A 15,587-nucleotide genomic window follows, 5' to 3' on the forward strand; every position below is an offset into this window, starting at 1 on the left:
GATGACCCCGGCGGTAACCCGGTCGCAGATATTCCAGTCATCCCGGATCGACCGGCGCGAGCAGGGCGCCGCGACCGGACTGCGCGATCTCTTTGCCTTGCTCGGCGATCTCCTGATCGATGGCGGCGATACCCGCCTGGCGCTCGATCGCCCCTGGGGCCGCAACGTCTATGGCTGCGGTCCGTCGCCCGAACCCGATGTGCTGTGCTTCGCATCGAGCACGGCTTCGCCGATTTCAGAACGCGCCTATGCGCGCGTCGAGCTGGCGCGCGAGCAGCTGATGCATGCGGCGATCTCGCTCGGCCTCGACGCCGCGCTCGACCGGCGCACCGAGGAGATGCGCTGCGAATTGCGCGGATATCTCGGCCTTGCCGACGAGATCGACATCGTCTTCTCGCCGTCCGGCACCGACTCGCAACTGCATGCGCTGGCGCTGGTGCGGGCGGTGCTGGGCGAGGCCGTCACGAGCATCGTCGTCGGCAGCGACCAGACCGGAAGCGGCACCGCCGCGAGCGCCCGGGGACACCATTTCAGCACGCGGACTGCGAACGGTCTGGCGGTGCGGACGAACACGCCGATCGAGGGGCTCTCGGGCGACGCCGTGTCGCTGCCGCTGCTCGACGGCGCATCGATGCAGCCGCGCGTTGATATCGATGCCGAGGTGCTCGACAGCGTCGAGGCGCTGGTGCGAAGGGGCCGTGGCGTCCTGCTGCAGGTCATGGATTCCTCCAAGCTCGGCTGGCGCGCGCCGGACATGGCCTGCCTGGACGAGGTGGCGCGGCGCTGGCCGGGGCGCGTGCAGGTTGTCGTCGATGCCTGCCAGATGCGGCTCGGCGCGGCGCGGCTGCGCGATCATCTCGAACGCGGCCATCTGGTGCTCGTCACGGGCTCGAAGTTCTTCGGCGGCCCCGCCTTCAGCGGCGCGCTGCTGGTGCCCGCGGCCGCATCGGCTGCGCTGCGCCGCGGACATCCGATCGCGCCCGGCCTGTTCGACTATGTCAATCGCAGCGATTGGCCGCTCGCCTGGACGGATCTGCGCGCGCGCACGGCGCCGCGCGCCAATATCGGCCAATGGCTGCGCTGGGAGGCCGCGCTGGAGGAGATCGCCGCGTATCACGCCGTGCCCGAGACGTTCCGCCGGATGGCGATCCGGCAGCTCGGCGAGGCCATCGAAAGCCTGCTGATGCTGTCGCCGGTGCTGCGTCCGATCGCCGCCCGCGCGCCTGCGCCGGATGGGAGCGATGGCGAGTTCGGCTTTCCCACCATCTTCCCGTTCGCGCTCCAGCGTGACGGCGGCCCGCTCGGCCTCGGTGAGACGCAGGCGGTGTATCGCGCGCTGCAGCGCGATCTCGGCAGCCGCTTCACTGGACGCGCAGCCGAGATTGCCGCGCGCCAGTGCCTGATCGGCCAGCCGGTGCGGATCGAACGCGCGGGCGAGGCGCAGTCGGCCGCGCTGCGGCTGTGCATCGGCGCGCGCCAGGTGACAGACGCATGGTGCGACGACGTCACCGCGGCCCGGGTCAATCTCGAATCCGACATCGACCGCGTCGCCGACATCGTTGCCAAAACAGAGCTGCTCGTATCGGATCTGAGCAGCCAGGATCTCAGGGACATCTGCAATGCCGACTGATTTGCTCGCGCTGGCCGACGCCACCGACGCAGGATGTGCCGACCGGATCGGCATGGCCAAGCTCGCCAAGGCCGCCTTCGACGGCCAGGACCTGAAACCGATGTGGGCCGCCTTGCTCGCCAAGCTGCTCGACGGCCGCGCGGAGCCGGGCGAGGGGCTCGATCTCGCGCTGATCGCGCAGCTCATCGGCGAGAAATCGTCCGGGCTCGCGATCCAGCACGACGTTCTGCAGTCGCAGCAGCTCTACCGCGTTGCCTGCAACAGCGCGACGCCGCGGCTGCGCGTGCTCGCGCTCGCGGCGGCCACCGACATGGGCAGCAACACGCCGATCGAATTCCTGCTCGAGGACACCGACTTCGAGCTGCTGCTGCTCTATGTCGTTCCGGGCGCGGACCTGCTGGCGCCTTTGCCCGCTCATGACGTCGCCATCGTCATCGCGTCCGATTCCGAGGATTGTCAGCACGCGCTGCGCGAGATCGATGCCGTCGCGGCGCGCTGGCCGCGTCCGCTGCTGAATCCGCCGGAGCGGATCTGGCATCTCGATCGCGACAAGCTGCATGCGCGGCTCGCCGGCATCGACGGGCTCACCATTCCGGCGACCATTCCCGTCGACCGCGAGCGCCTGATCGGGATCGCCGACGAGCGCGAATGGATCACGGACGTCGACCACTCGCTCGCCTTCCCGGTCATCGTGCGGCCGCGCGGCTCGCATGCCGGCGTCGGCCTGGAGAAGGTCGACGAGCCGCTCGAGCTGTCGCTCTATCTCGACGAGCGCAGCGAGCAGGAGTTCTTCGTCTCGCGCTTCGTCGACTATGCCAGCGAGGACGGTCAGTTCCGCAAGTACCGCATCGTGTTCGTCGACGGCACGGCCTACGCCTGCCACATGGCGATCGCGCGACGCTGGGACATCTGGTACCTCAACGCCAACATGGCCGGCAGCGAGAGCAAGCGCCTCGAAGAGGCGACCTTCATGCAGACCTTCGACATCGGCTTCGGCCGCCGTCATCGCAGCGTGCTCGATGCGATCGCCGCGCGCGTCGGTCTCGACTATTTCATCATCGACTGCGCCGAGACCAGGGACGGCACGCTGCTGGTGTTCGAGGCCGACAATACGGCCGTCGTCCACAACATGGATTCGCCGGAGGTCTTCCCCTACAAGCCGCCGCAGATGCAGAAGATCTTCGCGGCCTTCGCGGCCATGATCGAGAAGCGCGCCACGTCGCGGGCGGAGCAGGCGGCGTGACCGTCGGGCTGCGCATCGATCCTGCGTCGCGGACGGCGGAGACGCTCGATCCGCAACATTGGGACGAGATGCGCGCGCTCGGTCATCGCATGCTCGATGACATGATCGACTATGTCGCCGATATCCGCGACCGGCCGGTGTGGCAGCCGATGTCGCCGGCGACACGGCAGAGCTTCCGCAGCGCGCTGCCGCATGCGCCGACCGATCTCGTCGAGGTCTATCGCGATTTCAGCGAGCTCGTCGTTCCCTACGCGACCGGCAACGTGCATCCTGGATTCATGGGCTGGGTGCATGGCGGCGGCACCGTGGTCGGCATGCTCGCCGAGATGCTGGCTGCCGGATTGAACGCCAATCTCGGCGGCCGCGACCACGCGCCGATCGAGGTCGAGCGGCAGGTCGTCGACTGGACGCGCCAGTTGTTCGGCTTTCCGGCAAGCGCCAGCGGCATCTTCGTCACCGGCACCTCGATGGCCAACCTGATGGCGGTGCTGGTCGCTCGCCGCAACGCGCTCGGCGCGTCGGTTCGCTCGGCGGGTCTCGGTGAGGAGGGGCGGCGCTTGCGCGCCTACACGTCGAAGGCGGCGCATGGCTGCATCGCCAAGGCGATGGACATCTGCGGACTGGGCAGCGACGCGCTCGGCTGCATCGCGGTGGATGCCGCACATCGCATCGACGTCGGCGAGCTGCGGACCGCGATCGCGCGCGATCGCGCCGCGGGACTGCATCCGTTTCTCGTCGTCGCCTCGGCGGGCACCGTCGATATCGGCGCCATCGACGACCTCGCTGATATTTCCGAGCTCTGCCGTGCCGAGGGGCTCTGGTTTCACGTCGACGGCGCCTTCGGTGCGCTTGCGATGCTGTCAGCGGAGCTCGCACCGAAGCTCGCCGGCATCGAACAGGCGGATTCGATTGCGCTGGATTTTCACAAATGGGGGCAGGTGCCCTACGATGCGGGCTTCCTGCTGGTGCGCGATGGCACCAAGCATCGCGACGCCTTCGCCTCGCCGGCCGCCTATCTGCGCCGGGAAACCCGTGGTCTCGCGGCGGGCGCCGAGTGGCCCTGCGATCTCGGTCCTGATCTGTCGCGCGGCTTCCGGGCGCTGAAGACATGGTTCACGCTGAGGACGTTCGGCGCGGATGCGCTCGGCGCCGTGATCGCGCGAAGCTGCGAGCTCGCGCGCCATCTGGAGGCGCGGGTGCGCGCCGAGCCCGAGCTCGAGCTGTTGGCGCCGGTCAATCTCAACATCGTCTGCTTCCGTTATCGTGCCGACGATGCCGATGCGCTCAACGGCGAGATCGTCGCCGACATCCACGAATCCGGCCTCGCCGCGCCGTCGACCACGATGCTCGACGGACGGCTGGCGATCCGTGCCGCGATCGTCAATCATCGTACCGGGACGAGCGACATCGACCGGCTGATTGCGGCGGTCCTCATGTTCGGCCGCCAGCGCGCGGCCGGTCTCACGCCGTTGATCGAGGTCGATGCGCCGCCGCTGGCGCTCTGAGCGCAAACCGCATCTCGGCGTCGTCCGCTGGTCGATGACGACCGCCGGCAGAATGTCGCGGCGCGTCGAAACCTTTCCAAAGGTGGTTGACGCGTTGTGAACGACGGGCGCGTTTGTTGAATCAACGAGCCTTTTCAAAGGGCGTTCTTGCGCGATGACGCGGCAATGAGCCGCGCCGATGAGCCTGTTCCGCTGATTGAGGCGGCTGCGCACCACAACCCTTCAGCGTTTGTTAGCCACTGCCATTCACCGTGACGCCCGTCGTCCGGGGTCGTTCAAATCGACCTGGGCTGCACCCTGATCTCGAAGGGATCGGGGTTTATTTCACACCAGAAGGGTATGAAAATGTCAGGTATCGTCCTCTCGGCGTCGGTGCGCCAGAATTTGCTGTCGCTCCAGTCGACAGCTCAGCTCCTCGCCACCACCCAGAACAATCTCTCCACGGGCAAGAAGGTCAACTCGGCGCTCGACAATCCGACCAACTTCTTCACCGCCCAGGGTCTCGACAACCGCGCTTCCGACATCTCCAATCTGCTCGACGGCATCGGCAACGGCGTGCAGGTGCTGCAGGCCGCCAACACCGGCATCACCTCGCTGCAGAAGCTCGTCGACAGCGCCAAGTCGATCGCCAACCAGGTTCTGCAGAGCGCGGTGGGCTACTCCACCAAGTCGAGCGTGACCTCGGCGGCTCTGACCGGTGCGACCGCCACCGACCTGCTCGGCTCCAGCTCGACGGCTGTGACCGGCTCGGTCGTGAACAACGACAATACCTCGAGCGCGGTGGCGATCACCGGTTCGACCAAGCTGTCGGGCACGGCGGGCACCGCGTCGAACAACCTCGCCTCCGGCATCACCTCGGGTGAGACGCTGGTCGTCAACGGCACCACCTTCACCTTCATCACCGGCACGTCCTCGACGGGCACCAACATCGGCATCGGCGACAGCGTCAGCAACCTGCTGTCGGCGATCCAGACCCAGACCGGCGTGACCGCGTCGATCACCGCGGGTGCGATCACCCTGACGCCGCCGGCGGCGGGATTGACGCTCTCGGGCAGCACCGGCACCTTGGGCAAGCTCGGGCTGACTGCCGTCGGCGACGGCTTGTCAGGTCAGACCTTGACGGTCGGCGCCACAGGAGGTGGCACGGCGACAAGCATCACGTTCGGTCTAGGGACAGGACAGGTCAAGTCGCTGAACGATCTCAACGCGAAGCTCGCAGCCAACAACCTGCAGGCATCGATCGATTCGTCGACCGGCAAGATCACCCTCAGCACGACCAACGACGCGGCGTCCGCCACGATCGGCGCGATCGGCGGTACGTCGGCTGCATCCAGCCAGGCCTTCAACGGTCTGACGGCGGCGGCTCCGGTGGCGGATGTGACCGCGCAGACGCAGCGCGCGAGCCTGGTCTCGCAGTACAACAACGTGCTGGCGCAGATCAATACGACCGCGAGCGATGCGTCGTTCAACGGTGTCAACCTGCTGAACGGCGATACGCTGAAGCTGACCTTCAACGAAAACGGCAAGTCGACGCTGTCGATCACCGGCGTGACCTTCAACTCCGCGGGGCTCGGGCTGACGACCCTGACCTCGGGCACCGACTTCCTCGACAACAACTCGGCGAACAAGGTCATCGGCGTGCTCACCACCGCCAGCTCCACGCTGCGCAACGAGGCCTCGACGCTGGGTTCGAACCTGTCGGTGGTGCAGGTTCGTCAGGACTTCAACAAGAACCTGATCAACGTGCTGCAGACCGGCTCGTCGAATCTGACGCTGGCCGACACCAACGAGGAAGCGGCCAACAGCCAGGCGCTGTCGACCCGCCAGTCGATCGCGGTGTCCGCGCTGTCGCTCGCCAACCAGTCGCAGGCGAGCGTGCTGCAGCTGCTGCGCTGATCCGCAAGCATCGCATCTCGACAACGAAGGCGGCGGGGGAAACCCCGCCGCTTTTCATTGGAGGGGACGAGGAGGGGGGCCGACGGTGCGGATGGCGTATTGCGACGAGCCCGTCAGGACAAAAAAGCCGGCCCGCCATGGGCGGGGCCGGGCCTTCGATATACGATGTGTTCGGCGGAGGCTCAGGCCGCCGAGCTCACCGGCTTGTCCTGCTGTTCAGCTTCGGCCTGCTCGATCAGCTTCTTCTCGTAGGCGACGAGCTTCTTGGCTTCCTTCAGCGCCTGGTAGAGATCGCCGTTGAGGATATGGCCGTTGATCGCCTCGATGATCGGCCAGGCGCTCGGCACCGTCGTGATGATGTCGCGCAGCAGGTTGAAATAGGTGCCGTGATCCGCGTCTGCGCCCGGCGAGATGTACATCAGCTGGACCGCAAGATAGACGAGCTTGGCCGGCGTGTCGGCCGTCTCCGGCGTCAGGATGTCCTTCTCGCGCAGGATCGGAATGTTCTCGCCGTCGATCAAGAGGCGCGCGCGCTGGTCGGTGTTGGTGATCACGCAGGAGCCGATGATGATGCGCTCATGCGGCTTCAGTTCGACTTTTAGGGCCATTCTCGTTCTCCGTTGCCGCGGCGGCGCGGCGCCCAACCTGCTGCGTCGAGGCCGGTGACCAGTCCGGCTGCCAGTCTAAATCGCGCGGGGAGTCTGCGCGCTCGATCGGTCGGCGCGCAGCAATCCTTTCCGATCATGGTTAACGGACGGTAAACGGCCGCGCACGCCCGGCGAATATGCGGTGTTTTCAAGGTGATCCGCGGCAGAAATCACCTCCGCGCGGCCGTGCCGTTGCCGCGCATCGGGGACCGCGAGCGGTCGTGACTTCACTGTTTGTTAGCCGCTCGCATTTACCTTAACGCCCGTCGCCCGGTGGTGCAGTCACCGACGGGCTTCGCCTTGATCCTGAATGGATCGGGCAGTTTGTTTCACACCAGAAGGGTATGAAAATGTCAGGTATTGTTCTCTCGGCGTCGGTGCGTCAGAATCTGCTCTCGCTTCAGTCGACGGCTCAGCTCCTCGCCACCACCCAGAACAACCTCTCCACGGGCAAGAAGGTCAACTCGGCGCTCGACAATCCGACCAACTTCTTCACCGCCCAGGGTCTCGACAACCGCGCTTCCGACATCTCCAATCTGCTCGACGGCATCGGCAACGGCGTGCAGGTGCTGCAGGCCGCGAACACCGGCATCACCTCGCTGCAGAAGCTCGTCGATAGCGCCAAGTCGATCGCCAACCAGGTGCTGCAGAGCTCCGTGGGCTATTCCACCAAGTCAAGCGTCACCTCGGCGGCTCTGACCGGCGCGACCGCCACTGACCTGCTCGGTTCCAGCTCGACGGCTGTGACCGGCTCGGTTGTGAACAACGACAACACCTCGAGCGCGGTGGCGATCACCGGCTCGACCAAGCTGTCGGGCACGGCGGGCACCGCGTCGAACAACCTCGCCACCGGCATCACCTCGGGTGAGACGCTGGTCGTCAACGGCACCACCTTCACCTTCGTCACCGGCACGTCCTCGACGGGCACCAGCATCGGCATCGGCGACAGCGTCAGCAACCTGCTGTCGGCGATCCAGACCCAGACCGGCGTCACCGCGTCGATCACGGCGGGTGCGATCACCTTGACGCCGCCGGCGGCGGGATTGACGCTCTCGGGCAGCACCGGCACCTTGGGCAAGCTCGGGCTGACTGCTGTCGGCGACGGCTTGTCAGGTCAGACCTTGACGATCGGCGCGACAGGGGGAGGCACGGCGACGAGTGTCACGTTCGGTCTAGGGACAGGGCAGGTCAAGTCGCTGAACGATCTCAACACCAAGCTCGCGGCCAACAACCTGCAAGCCTCGATCGATACCACCGGCAAGATCTCGATCACCACGACCAACGACGCGGCTTCGGCCACGATCGGTGCGATCGGCGGTACGTCGGCTGCATCCAGCCAGGCCTTCAACGGTCTGACCGCGGCGGCTCCGGTGGCGGATGCGACCGCGCAGACGCAGCGCGCGAGCTTGGTCTCGCAGTACAACAACGTGCTGGCGCAGATCAACACCACCGCGGCCGACGCCTCGTTCAACGGTGTCAACCTGCTGAACGGCGATACGCTGAAGCTGACCTTCAACGAGAACGGCAAGTCAACGCTCTCGATCACCGGTGTGACCTTCAACACTGGCGGTCTTGGCCTGTCGAACCTCACCTCGGGCACCGACTTCCTCGACAACAACTCGGCGAACAAGGTGATCACCCTGTTGAACTCGGCGAGCTCGACGCTGCGGTCGGAAGCCTCCACGCTGGGTTCGAACCTGTCGGTGGTGCAGATCCGTCAGGACTTCAACAAGAACCTGATCAACGTGCTGCAGACCGGCTCGTCGAACCTGACGCTGGCCGACACCAACGAGGAAGCGGCCAACAGCCAGGCGCTGTCGACCCGTCAGTCGATCGCGGTGTCCGCGCTGTCGCTCGCCAACCAGTCGCAGGCGAGCGTGCTGCAGCTGCTGCGCTGATCCACAAGCATCGCATCTCGACGACCAAGGCGGCGGGGGAAACCCCGCCGCTTTTTTTCGCCTGGTTTGGCCGTCCGGCCCGTATCAATACTGGTCTGAAACCGGACACGAGTGGAGCCAAGGATCGCAACCAGTCGTTAAGCAAGAAATTTAAAGTGCCATTAACCATGTTTTAAAAGTGGGTGGACTAGAACCCCCTGGTGAATAACTAGGAAGGTTTCACACACATGTCCGGTATCGTTCTCTCGGCTTCGGTTCGCCAAAACCTGCTGGCGCTGCAAAACACCGCATCGCTGCTGGCCACGACTCAAAACAACCTGGCCACCGGCAACAAGGTCAACACGGCGCTCGATAACCCCACCGAATTCTTCACCTCGCAATCGCTCAACAACCGCGCGAGCGACATTGCGAATCTGCTCGACAGCATCGGCAACGGTGTCCAGGTTCTCCAGGCTGCGAATACCGGTCTCACCTCACTTCAGAAGCTTGTCGACAGCGCCAAATCGATCGCAAGCCAAGTGCTTCAGGCGCCGACGGGATACACCACCAAGTCGAGCGTGACCTCCGCGGTCATCTCAGGGGCGACGGCGAACAACCTGCTCGGCAGCTCCTCAAACAATTTCGTGACCGGCAGCACGGTCAACAACGACAACCTCAGCTCGGCCGTTGCGATCACCGGATCCACCAGGCTGTCGGGTACGGCGAGCTCGACCTCGAACGACCTGGCGAGCAGCGTCACCACCGGCGATACGCTCGTGGTCAACGGTGTCGTGTTCACCTTCGTGGCCGGCTCGGTCTCGGCCGGTACCAATATCGGCGTCGGCGACACCGTCAGCAACCTCCTGGCTGCCATCGATTCGGTGACCGGAGCCACCGCAACGCCGTCCACGGTGGCAGCGGGCAAGATCCAGCTGGCGACAGGCACGGCGCAGGATCTGACAGTATCGGGCACGGCCCTGGCCAAGCTCGGATTGACCGCCGGCACGACCACACGAAATCCGCCAGCCTTGACAGGACAGACGTTGACAATTGCCTCGACAGGGGGCGGCGTCGCGACGAACATAACGTTCGGCACAGGTGCTTCGCAGATCTCGACGCTGGCACAGCTCAATACGGCGCTCGCGGCCAACAACCTGCAGGCCAGCCTGAGCACGACGGGCCAGCTTACGATCCTCACCACCAACGAAGCGGCATCGTCGACGATCGGCGCGGTCGCCGGCTCTTCGACCGCGGCCAGCATGGCCTTCAACGGCGTGACGGCCTCGACCCCGGTGGCCGACACCAACTCTCAGACGACGCGTGCCGGCCTGATCGCGCAGTACAACAACGTCCTGGCGCAGATCAACACCACGGCGCAAGACGCCTCGTTCAACGGCATCAACCTGCTCAACGGCGACACGCTCAAGTTGGTGTTCAACGAGACCGGACGGTCCACGCTGAACATCACCGGCGTGACCTTCAACAGCACCGGTCTCGGCCTGTCGGCGCTGGTGGTCGGAAGCGACTTCCTCGACAGCAACTCGGCCAACAAGGTGCTCACGACCTTGAACAGTGCATCGACCGCGATCCGCTCTGAAGCGTCGTCGCTCGGTTCGAACCTCTCGATCGTGCAGATCCGTCAGGACTTCAACAAGAACCTGATCAACGTGCTGCAGACCGGCTCGTCGAACTTGACCTTGGCCGACACCAACGAAGAGGCTGCCAACAGCCAGGCGCTGTCGACCCGTCAGTCGATCGCGGTCTCCGCGCTCGCGCTGGCCAATCAGTCGCAGGCGAGCGTGCTGCAGCTCCTGCGCTGACGCGCGAACGTACCGGAATAACATCTCATCGAAGCGGCGGGCCATGCCCGCCGCTTCTGCGTTAGGCTATGCCGAGCGTGCCGGCACTGGTCTTCGTTCGATGTCGGGGCAGTGAGTCAGCTCTGTGAGAACGCCGTTGTTCGTGTAGTTCGCGCCGCCCGGGCGGGATGAACAACGTACGAGCTTCGTCCGGACATTTTGAATCACCGCGTTCGCAAGAAATTAAGAGGTGCACCAAACAAAGCGATTTGTGGTGCTCCGTGACGCTACGAAACAAATTCCGCTAACGGCCGCTAACCATATTTTAAAGGCACACAAAGTACAAAACCTGAGCAGTTTGGTCGTGTCCCTGCGTCAGTCCGGAGTAGTTGATGTCATATGCCGCTCAAGCCTATGCCCGCACGTCGCAGACGACGGCATCACCACGGGAGATCGAAGCTCAGGCTCTTTTGAAAGCGGCACGGCAGCTGCAGGAAGTCCAGGCCAATTGGAACGGCCCTGATCGCAACATGTACAAGGCTCTGCTCTTCAATCGTCGCTTGTGGACGATCTTCATGAGCGCGATGGAGGCGGACGACAATCCGAATCCGCTCGACATCCGCCAGAACATCGCAAATATCGGCGTGTTCGTGATGAAGCAGACGATCGAGATGCAGATGGACCCGGATCCGGCGAAGCTCAAGTCGCTGATCGAAATCAACTGCCACATCGCCGCGGGGTTGTCCGGGCGGAGCTGACCGTCGGGGGCAGGGCGGGAGGCGCGTCGTCGTGACCGATATCGCCAGCATCCTGTCTGCGTCCTACAAGTCGAACCTGCGCAGTACGGCGCGAAGCAACAGCAGATACGTGGCCGTCTATCCGACGCTCTATATCGGGCGGCTGGAGCGGAAGACATGCCAACGGGAAGTCGTTCCCGGTCTCATGCGTTCAGGATCGGCGATTCGAAGTTCACGCCGGCCGGCAACGGCAAGGCCCAGATCAAGAACGTGGTCACCGACGCCGCCTCGGGCCAGACCTATCTCGACACCGCCTACGCGATACGGAGCCGTTGATCCGGCAAAGCTGCGCGGCTCGATACGGCAACGCCGCCCGGTGGGGCGGCGTGCGGGCGGCGGAATGAAGCGGCCCGGTTCCGCGGGGGCTCAGGCAGTGCGATCGGTCGCCACGACGCGCGGCACGTCCGCCCTCTGCATATCCTTCTGCAGGTCGAGCGTGTTGAAGTAGGCCCGGCGGCGCAGCACGGCCTCATCTGGATATTGGGTCACGACCTGGTCGGTCTTGCGGTTGACCACCTGGAACACCAGAGCGGCAGCGGCGCGATCGTAATAGGCTTGGCGTGACACGGACAGATCGTTTGCGATGTTGACCGGGATGTCGTTGCGCACGGGGACGCCGGGCTCGGCCGCGGTCACGGTCTGGCTGGGAGGAAGGTCCGTCGGAACAGCGCTCACCACCGCCTGGCTCGACGGCGGAATTATCGGAACGGACGCAGGCGTCCCTACCGGTCTTACGCTGAAATCGGAACTCATGGCAGCCTCCTCATGGCCATCGAGTCAATTCCCAACCCATCCCGCTTGCAACTATGCCGATGACCAATCAACGTTATGTTAGGAAATAGGATGAACACCGCGTTGTGATTCGCGCCGGCCTTTTAAGCTTATCCGAGCGTTAAACGGCGGCGGCCGCGCGGCCCTCGAGGCGGCGCGGCGATGCAGATGGGGGCTGGCGGTAAGGCTCAGAGCGTCCGGCTGACGGCGAGCGGGGTGAGGTGCCGTGCGCCCGGGGCGGCGCGGCGGCCGCCGGCGGTATAGGTGCTGGGGATGTTCTTGCGCTGAACCTCGGCATTGACGCCGCGCACGATCTTTTCCGAGATCGCGTGCGCCGTCGCCAGCACGGTCAGGTTCACCTGCAGCATGGCGCGAAAGGTGTCGTGGTGACGATGCAGGGTGGCGAGCAGCTCCGGCGCGGTCTGCTTCATGAAATTCTGGCTCTCTTTGAGGCGGCCCACGGTCGTGACGTAGTGGCGGGACAGCTCGGTCTTCTTGGGGCCGAACGCCATGCCTTCGCGCAGCTTGCCGGCGCGGACCAGTTCGGTCTCCTGCTCGATGACCGCGATCAGCTCGCTCATGACGCTCACCATCTCGTCGGCGAGCGCGCGTGCCTCTGCGGCGCTGGTGGCGGCCGTGTAGGTCGTCTTCTTCGCTTGTCCCTGTGCGGTCATTTCATAACTCCCTTCGGCGTGAGCGTTTGCCGCCCACGCGCTCGTCACGCGAACATCTACGCTTTGCCGTTGGCGCCGGAGCTGCTGCCGGCCTGTTGCAGGATGAGAGTGCGGAAGACGTCGTTTGAGATGCCGACGCCGCCGGCCTTGGCGAAGTTCTTGGAATATTGCTCCGTCAGCATCGAGCGCCAGACGCCGGTGCCCGGCGTGTCGCCGAACGGACCTTCGCCCTTCACGCCGCTGGTCATCTGCGAGAACATGCTGTTGAGGAACATGGCTTCGAAGTCGGTTGCAGTCGCCTTGGCCCTGGCCTGTGCCTTGGGCGAGACCTTGGTCAGAGCCGCCGCGAGATCGAGATCGGTGCGCGGCGCGGTGACGGCCGCGGCCGTCGGCATGCTGAGAGCGACGCGGCCATGATAGGAGTCGATGAAGGACGTCGCCATCACATCACCTCGATGTCGGCTTCGATCGCGCCGGCCGCCTTGATGGCCTGCAGGATGCTGATCAGGTCGCGGGGGCCGATGCCGAGGCCGTTGAGGCCGTCGACCAGTTGCTGCAATGACACGCCGTCCCTGACGACCGCGAACTTCTTGCCTTCCTCGGTGACGCCGACGCTGGTGCGCGGCGTGACCACGGTGCGGCCGCGCGACAGCGGATTGGGCTGGCTGACCTGCGGACTTTCGGAGATCGTGACGGTGAGGTTGCCCTGGGCCACGGCGACGGTCGCCACACGCACGTCGCGACCCATCACGATGATGCCGGAGCGCTCGTCGATGACGATCTTGGCGGCGAGATCCGGGTCGACCTGCAACTGCTCGATCTCGGTCAGCAAGGCGACGACGTTGCCCTTGAACTCCGGCGGGATGCTCAGCTGTACCGTCGACGGATCGATCGGCTCGGCAGTCTTGACGCCGAGGAAGTCATTGACCGCGGCCGCGATGCGCTTGGCGGTCGTGAAGTCGGCGTTGCGCAGCGCAAGCCGCACGTTCGGCAGCCGGTTCAGCGCGAACTCGATCTCGCGCTCGATGATGGCGCCGTTGGCGATGCGGCCGACCGTCGGGACGCCGCGCACGATCTTGGCGGCCTCGCCCTCGGCCTGGAAACCGGAGATCGCGAGCGAGCCCTGCGCCACCGCATAGACGTTGCCGTCGGCGCCGAGCAGCGGGGTGACGAGCAGGGTGCCGCCCTGCAGGTTCTTGGCGTCGCCGAGCGCGGAGACCGTCACGTCCATGCGCGTGCCTTGCGTGGCGAATGGCGGCAGGTTTCCGGTGACCATGACAGCGGCGACGTTGCCGGTGCGGATGGTGGCGCCGCGGATGTTGACGCCCATGCGCTCGAGCATCGCCTGCAGCGACTGCTTGGTGAACGGAATGTTGTTCAGCGTATCGCCGGTGCCGTTGAGGCCGACCACGAGGCCGTAGCCGATCAGCTGGTTCTGGCGCACGCCCTCGATATTGGCGAGATCCTTGATCCGCGAGGTCGCATTCGCAGACATGACGGTAGATGCCAGCGCCAGCACCGCGGCGCAGGCGACCTGAAACAGGCGCGTAGTTCGGACGCGTCGCATCCTATGCTCCCCTCGAACTCTTCAAGTGATCACTCGGCCACTCCCATGACCGCATGATCGGCATTAACTATGCGAGGGCCGTGCCACAGCGATGCTCCGGGCTAACTCATTGAAAGAGTGTGAAATCGACTCGAAGCTTTGTCGCGGTCCAGGGTTACTCCGGGGGAACGAAGCTGCCGCCCCGGCAGAATTTGCCGGGCCGTTTACGCACCGTTAACCACGGCGGAGCCAATCTCCCGCTCGACACGCGAAGCTTGCGGGAGCCATCGATGCGCATCTACGGACCGAACGGCACGACCCTGGGCTCGTCGACCAGCTCCACGCGGAAGACCTCGTCCAGCGGCTTCAAGCTGCCTGACGTCGGCACCACGCAGGACACGCGCGCGACCCTCGCGCCGAAGCAGACGGCGAACATCGATGCGCTGCTGGCGCTGCAGGGCATCGAGGAGGAGCCGGCGGAGCGCCGCAAGCGCTCGGTCCAGCGCGGCAAGCGCGCGCTCGACGTGCTCGATGATCTCAAGCTGACGCTGCTGTCCGGCAAGCTCGACACTGCGATGGCGCTGCGGCTTCGCGATGCCGCGGCCGACCTGAAGCAGACCTCGGGCGACCCGGGACTGGATGCGATCCTCTCCGAGATCGAACTGCGCGTCGAGGTCGAGCTCGCCAAGGCCGGGCGGAGCTGAGACGCTTCGCGCGTTCAAGCCGCCTTCGACGGCTGTTGCGCGTCGTAGCGCCGCTGCGCGGCGGTGACCTCCTTGAGATGACGCTCGGCCCAGTCGCGCAGCGGATCGACCGCGGCGGCGAGCGTCAGCCCGAGCGGCGTGATCGAATATTCGACGGTGACCGGGACGGTCGCGATCGCGCGCCGCCGCACCAGGCCGTCGCGCTCCAGGCTCTTCAGCACCTGGGACAGCATCTTCTGCGAAATCCCTTCGATCGACCGCCGCAACTGATTGAAGCGCAAGGGTTCGTTGCGCAGCAGGATCAGGATCAGCACGGCCCATTTGTCGCCGACGCGGTCCAGGATCTGTCGCGTTGGGCAGTCGGCCGAATAGACGTTCGCGGCTCTCATCGGTTACTCCGGCGTGACCAGGTGATCTTAAAGTGCGCTCTTAACACCAGCATTCGTTCCGCTATCTAGTCACTATCGGATACCGAGGCGACTTCGTCCAGACCTCGGA

15 protein-coding genes are annotated in these 15,587 nt (G+C 65.1%); 9 read left to right on the forward strand and 6 right to left on the reverse strand.

What is annotated here, in order from left to right:
* The first annotated feature begins 1 nt into the window (after position 1).
* The 4 genes from ACQR1E_RS11805 (at position 2) to ACQR1E_RS11820 (ending at position 6,274) form a co-directional block, all read left to right on the forward strand.
* Positions 2-1,630, forward strand: a complete 1,629-nt coding sequence (locus tag ACQR1E_RS11805) for a hypothetical protein (protein ID WP_434897069.1) — start codon at positions 2-4, stop codon at positions 1,628-1,630.
* Positions 1,631-1,682: 52 nt separating this feature from the next.
* Positions 1,683-2,873: an ATP-grasp domain-containing protein gene (locus ACQR1E_RS11810; protein ID WP_434897137.1), complete on the forward strand. Its 1,191-nt coding sequence runs from the start codon at positions 1,683-1,685 to the stop codon at positions 2,871-2,873.
* A 68-nt stretch (positions 2,874-2,941) separates the two neighbouring features.
* Positions 2,942-4,378, forward strand: a complete 1,437-nt coding sequence (locus ACQR1E_RS11815; RefSeq protein ID WP_434897138.1) for a pyridoxal phosphate-dependent decarboxylase family protein — start codon at positions 2,942-2,944, stop codon at positions 4,376-4,378.
* Between the two features lie 345 nt (positions 4,379-4,723).
* Entirely contained in the window at positions 4,724-6,274 is a 1,551-nt protein-coding gene (locus ACQR1E_RS11820) for a flagellin (protein WP_315715995.1), read from the forward strand.
* Positions 6,275-6,456: 182 nt separating this feature from the next.
* Here ACQR1E_RS11820 and flbT read toward each other — a convergent pair whose 3' ends face one another.
* The gene (flbT, locus tag ACQR1E_RS11825; protein WP_315715996.1) at positions 6,457-6,882 is read right to left on the reverse strand and encodes a flagellar biosynthesis repressor FlbT; all 426 of its coding nucleotides are present in this window, start codon (positions 6,880-6,882) and stop codon (positions 6,457-6,459) included.
* Positions 6,883-7,271: 389 nt separating this feature from the next.
* On the opposite strand from flbT, the gene ACQR1E_RS11830 reads away from it, so the two are divergent.
* The 4 genes from ACQR1E_RS11830 (at position 7,272) to ACQR1E_RS11845 (ending at position 11,670) form a co-directional block, all read left to right on the forward strand.
* Positions 7,272-8,819, forward strand: coding sequence for a flagellin (locus tag ACQR1E_RS11830; RefSeq protein WP_434897070.1), 1,548 nt, complete (start codon positions 7,272-7,274; stop codon positions 8,817-8,819).
* 227 nt (positions 8,820-9,046) lie between these two features.
* Positions 9,047-10,618, forward strand: a complete 1,572-nt coding sequence (locus ACQR1E_RS11835; protein ID WP_315715998.1) for a flagellin — start codon at positions 9,047-9,049, stop codon at positions 10,616-10,618.
* 371 nt (positions 10,619-10,989) lie between these two features.
* Positions 10,990-11,355, forward strand: a complete 366-nt coding sequence (flaF, locus tag ACQR1E_RS11840; RefSeq protein WP_434897071.1) for a flagellar biosynthesis regulator FlaF — start codon at positions 10,990-10,992, stop codon at positions 11,353-11,355.
* A gap of 156 nt (positions 11,356-11,511) precedes the next feature.
* Positions 11,512-11,670, forward strand: coding sequence for a hypothetical protein (locus tag ACQR1E_RS11845; protein ID WP_315716000.1), 159 nt, complete (start codon positions 11,512-11,514; stop codon positions 11,668-11,670).
* Between the two features lie 90 nt (positions 11,671-11,760).
* Here ACQR1E_RS11845 and ACQR1E_RS11850 read toward each other — a convergent pair whose 3' ends face one another.
* From ACQR1E_RS11850 to ACQR1E_RS11865, 4 genes are all read right to left on the reverse strand, one after another.
* Positions 11,761-12,147, reverse strand: coding sequence for a hypothetical protein (locus tag ACQR1E_RS11850; protein ID WP_315716001.1), 387 nt, complete (start codon positions 12,145-12,147; stop codon positions 11,761-11,763).
* A 206-nt stretch (positions 12,148-12,353) separates the two neighbouring features.
* Positions 12,354-12,839: a hypothetical protein gene (locus ACQR1E_RS11855; protein ID WP_434897072.1), complete on the reverse strand. Its 486-nt coding sequence runs from the start codon at positions 12,837-12,839 to the stop codon at positions 12,354-12,356.
* A gap of 56 nt (positions 12,840-12,895) precedes the next feature.
* The gene (flgJ, locus tag ACQR1E_RS11860) at positions 12,896-13,282 is read right to left on the reverse strand and encodes a flagellar assembly peptidoglycan hydrolase FlgJ (RefSeq protein WP_315716003.1); all 387 of its coding nucleotides are present in this window, start codon (positions 13,280-13,282) and stop codon (positions 12,896-12,898) included.
* On the reverse strand, positions 13,282-14,406 hold the full coding sequence (locus tag ACQR1E_RS11865; RefSeq protein ID WP_315828149.1) for a flagellar basal body P-ring protein FlgI: 1,125 nt from the start codon (positions 14,404-14,406) through the stop codon (positions 13,282-13,284). The genes flgJ and ACQR1E_RS11865 overlap by 1 nt, the downstream gene beginning before the upstream one ends.
* A gap of 269 nt (positions 14,407-14,675) precedes the next feature.
* On the opposite strand from ACQR1E_RS11865, the gene ACQR1E_RS11870 reads away from it, so the two are divergent.
* On the forward strand, positions 14,676-15,089 hold the full coding sequence (locus ACQR1E_RS11870) for a flagellar assembly protein FliX (protein WP_315738785.1): 414 nt from the start codon (positions 14,676-14,678) through the stop codon (positions 15,087-15,089).
* A gap of 14 nt (positions 15,090-15,103) precedes the next feature.
* On the opposite strand, the gene ACQR1E_RS11875 is transcribed toward ACQR1E_RS11870, so the two are convergent.
* Positions 15,104-15,478, reverse strand: a complete 375-nt coding sequence (locus ACQR1E_RS11875) for a winged helix-turn-helix transcriptional regulator (protein ID WP_315716006.1) — start codon at positions 15,476-15,478, stop codon at positions 15,104-15,106.
* Between the last annotated feature and the right edge of the window lie 109 nt (positions 15,479-15,587).

The organism is Bradyrhizobium sp. HKCCYLRH1030 (assembly GCF_051168395.1).
GTDB lineage: Bacteria > Pseudomonadota > Alphaproteobacteria > Rhizobiales > Xanthobacteraceae > Bradyrhizobium.

Bases quoted from the DNA above. Each gene is read 5' to 3' on its own strand.
- ACQR1E_RS11805 (WP_434897069.1), top strand. From the start codon at position 2: ATGACCCCGGCGGTAACCCGGTCGCAGATATTCCAGTCATCCCGGATC.
- ACQR1E_RS11810 (WP_434897137.1), top strand. From the start codon at position 1,683: ATGGCCAAGCTCGCCAAGGCCGCCTTCGACGGCCAGGACCTGAAACCG.
- ACQR1E_RS11815 (WP_434897138.1), top strand. From the start codon at position 2,942: ATGCGCGCGCTCGGTCATCGCATGCTCGATGACATGATCGACTATGTC.
- ACQR1E_RS11820 (WP_315715995.1), top strand. From the start codon at position 4,724: ATGTCAGGTATCGTCCTCTCGGCGTCGGTGCGCCAGAATTTGCTGTCG.
- flbT (WP_315715996.1), bottom strand. From the start codon at position 6,882: ATGGCCCTAAAAGTCGAACTGAAGCCGCATGAGCGCATCATCATCGGC.
- ACQR1E_RS11830 (WP_434897070.1), top strand. From the start codon at position 7,272: ATGTCAGGTATTGTTCTCTCGGCGTCGGTGCGTCAGAATCTGCTCTCG.
- ACQR1E_RS11835 (WP_315715998.1), top strand. From the start codon at position 9,047: ATGTCCGGTATCGTTCTCTCGGCTTCGGTTCGCCAAAACCTGCTGGCG.
- flaF (WP_434897071.1), top strand. From the start codon at position 10,990: ATGTCATATGCCGCTCAAGCCTATGCCCGCACGTCGCAGACGACGGCA.
- ACQR1E_RS11845 (WP_315716000.1), top strand. From the start codon at position 11,512: ATGCCAACGGGAAGTCGTTCCCGGTCTCATGCGTTCAGGATCGGCGAT.
- ACQR1E_RS11850 (WP_315716001.1), bottom strand. From the start codon at position 12,147: ATGAGTTCCGATTTCAGCGTAAGACCGGTAGGGACGCCTGCGTCCGTT.
- ACQR1E_RS11855 (WP_434897072.1), bottom strand. From the start codon at position 12,839: ATGACCGCACAGGGACAAGCGAAGAAGACGACCTACACGGCCGCCACC.
- flgJ (WP_315716003.1), bottom strand. From the start codon at position 13,282: ATGGCGACGTCCTTCATCGACTCCTATCATGGCCGCGTCGCTCTCAGC.
- ACQR1E_RS11865 (WP_315828149.1), bottom strand. From the start codon at position 14,406: ATGCGACGCGTCCGAACTACGCGCCTGTTTCAGGTCGCCTGCGCCGCG.
- ACQR1E_RS11870 (WP_315738785.1), top strand. From the start codon at position 14,676: ATGCGCATCTACGGACCGAACGGCACGACCCTGGGCTCGTCGACCAGC.
- ACQR1E_RS11875 (WP_315716006.1), bottom strand. From the start codon at position 15,478: ATGAGAGCCGCGAACGTCTATTCGGCCGACTGCCCAACGCGACAGATC.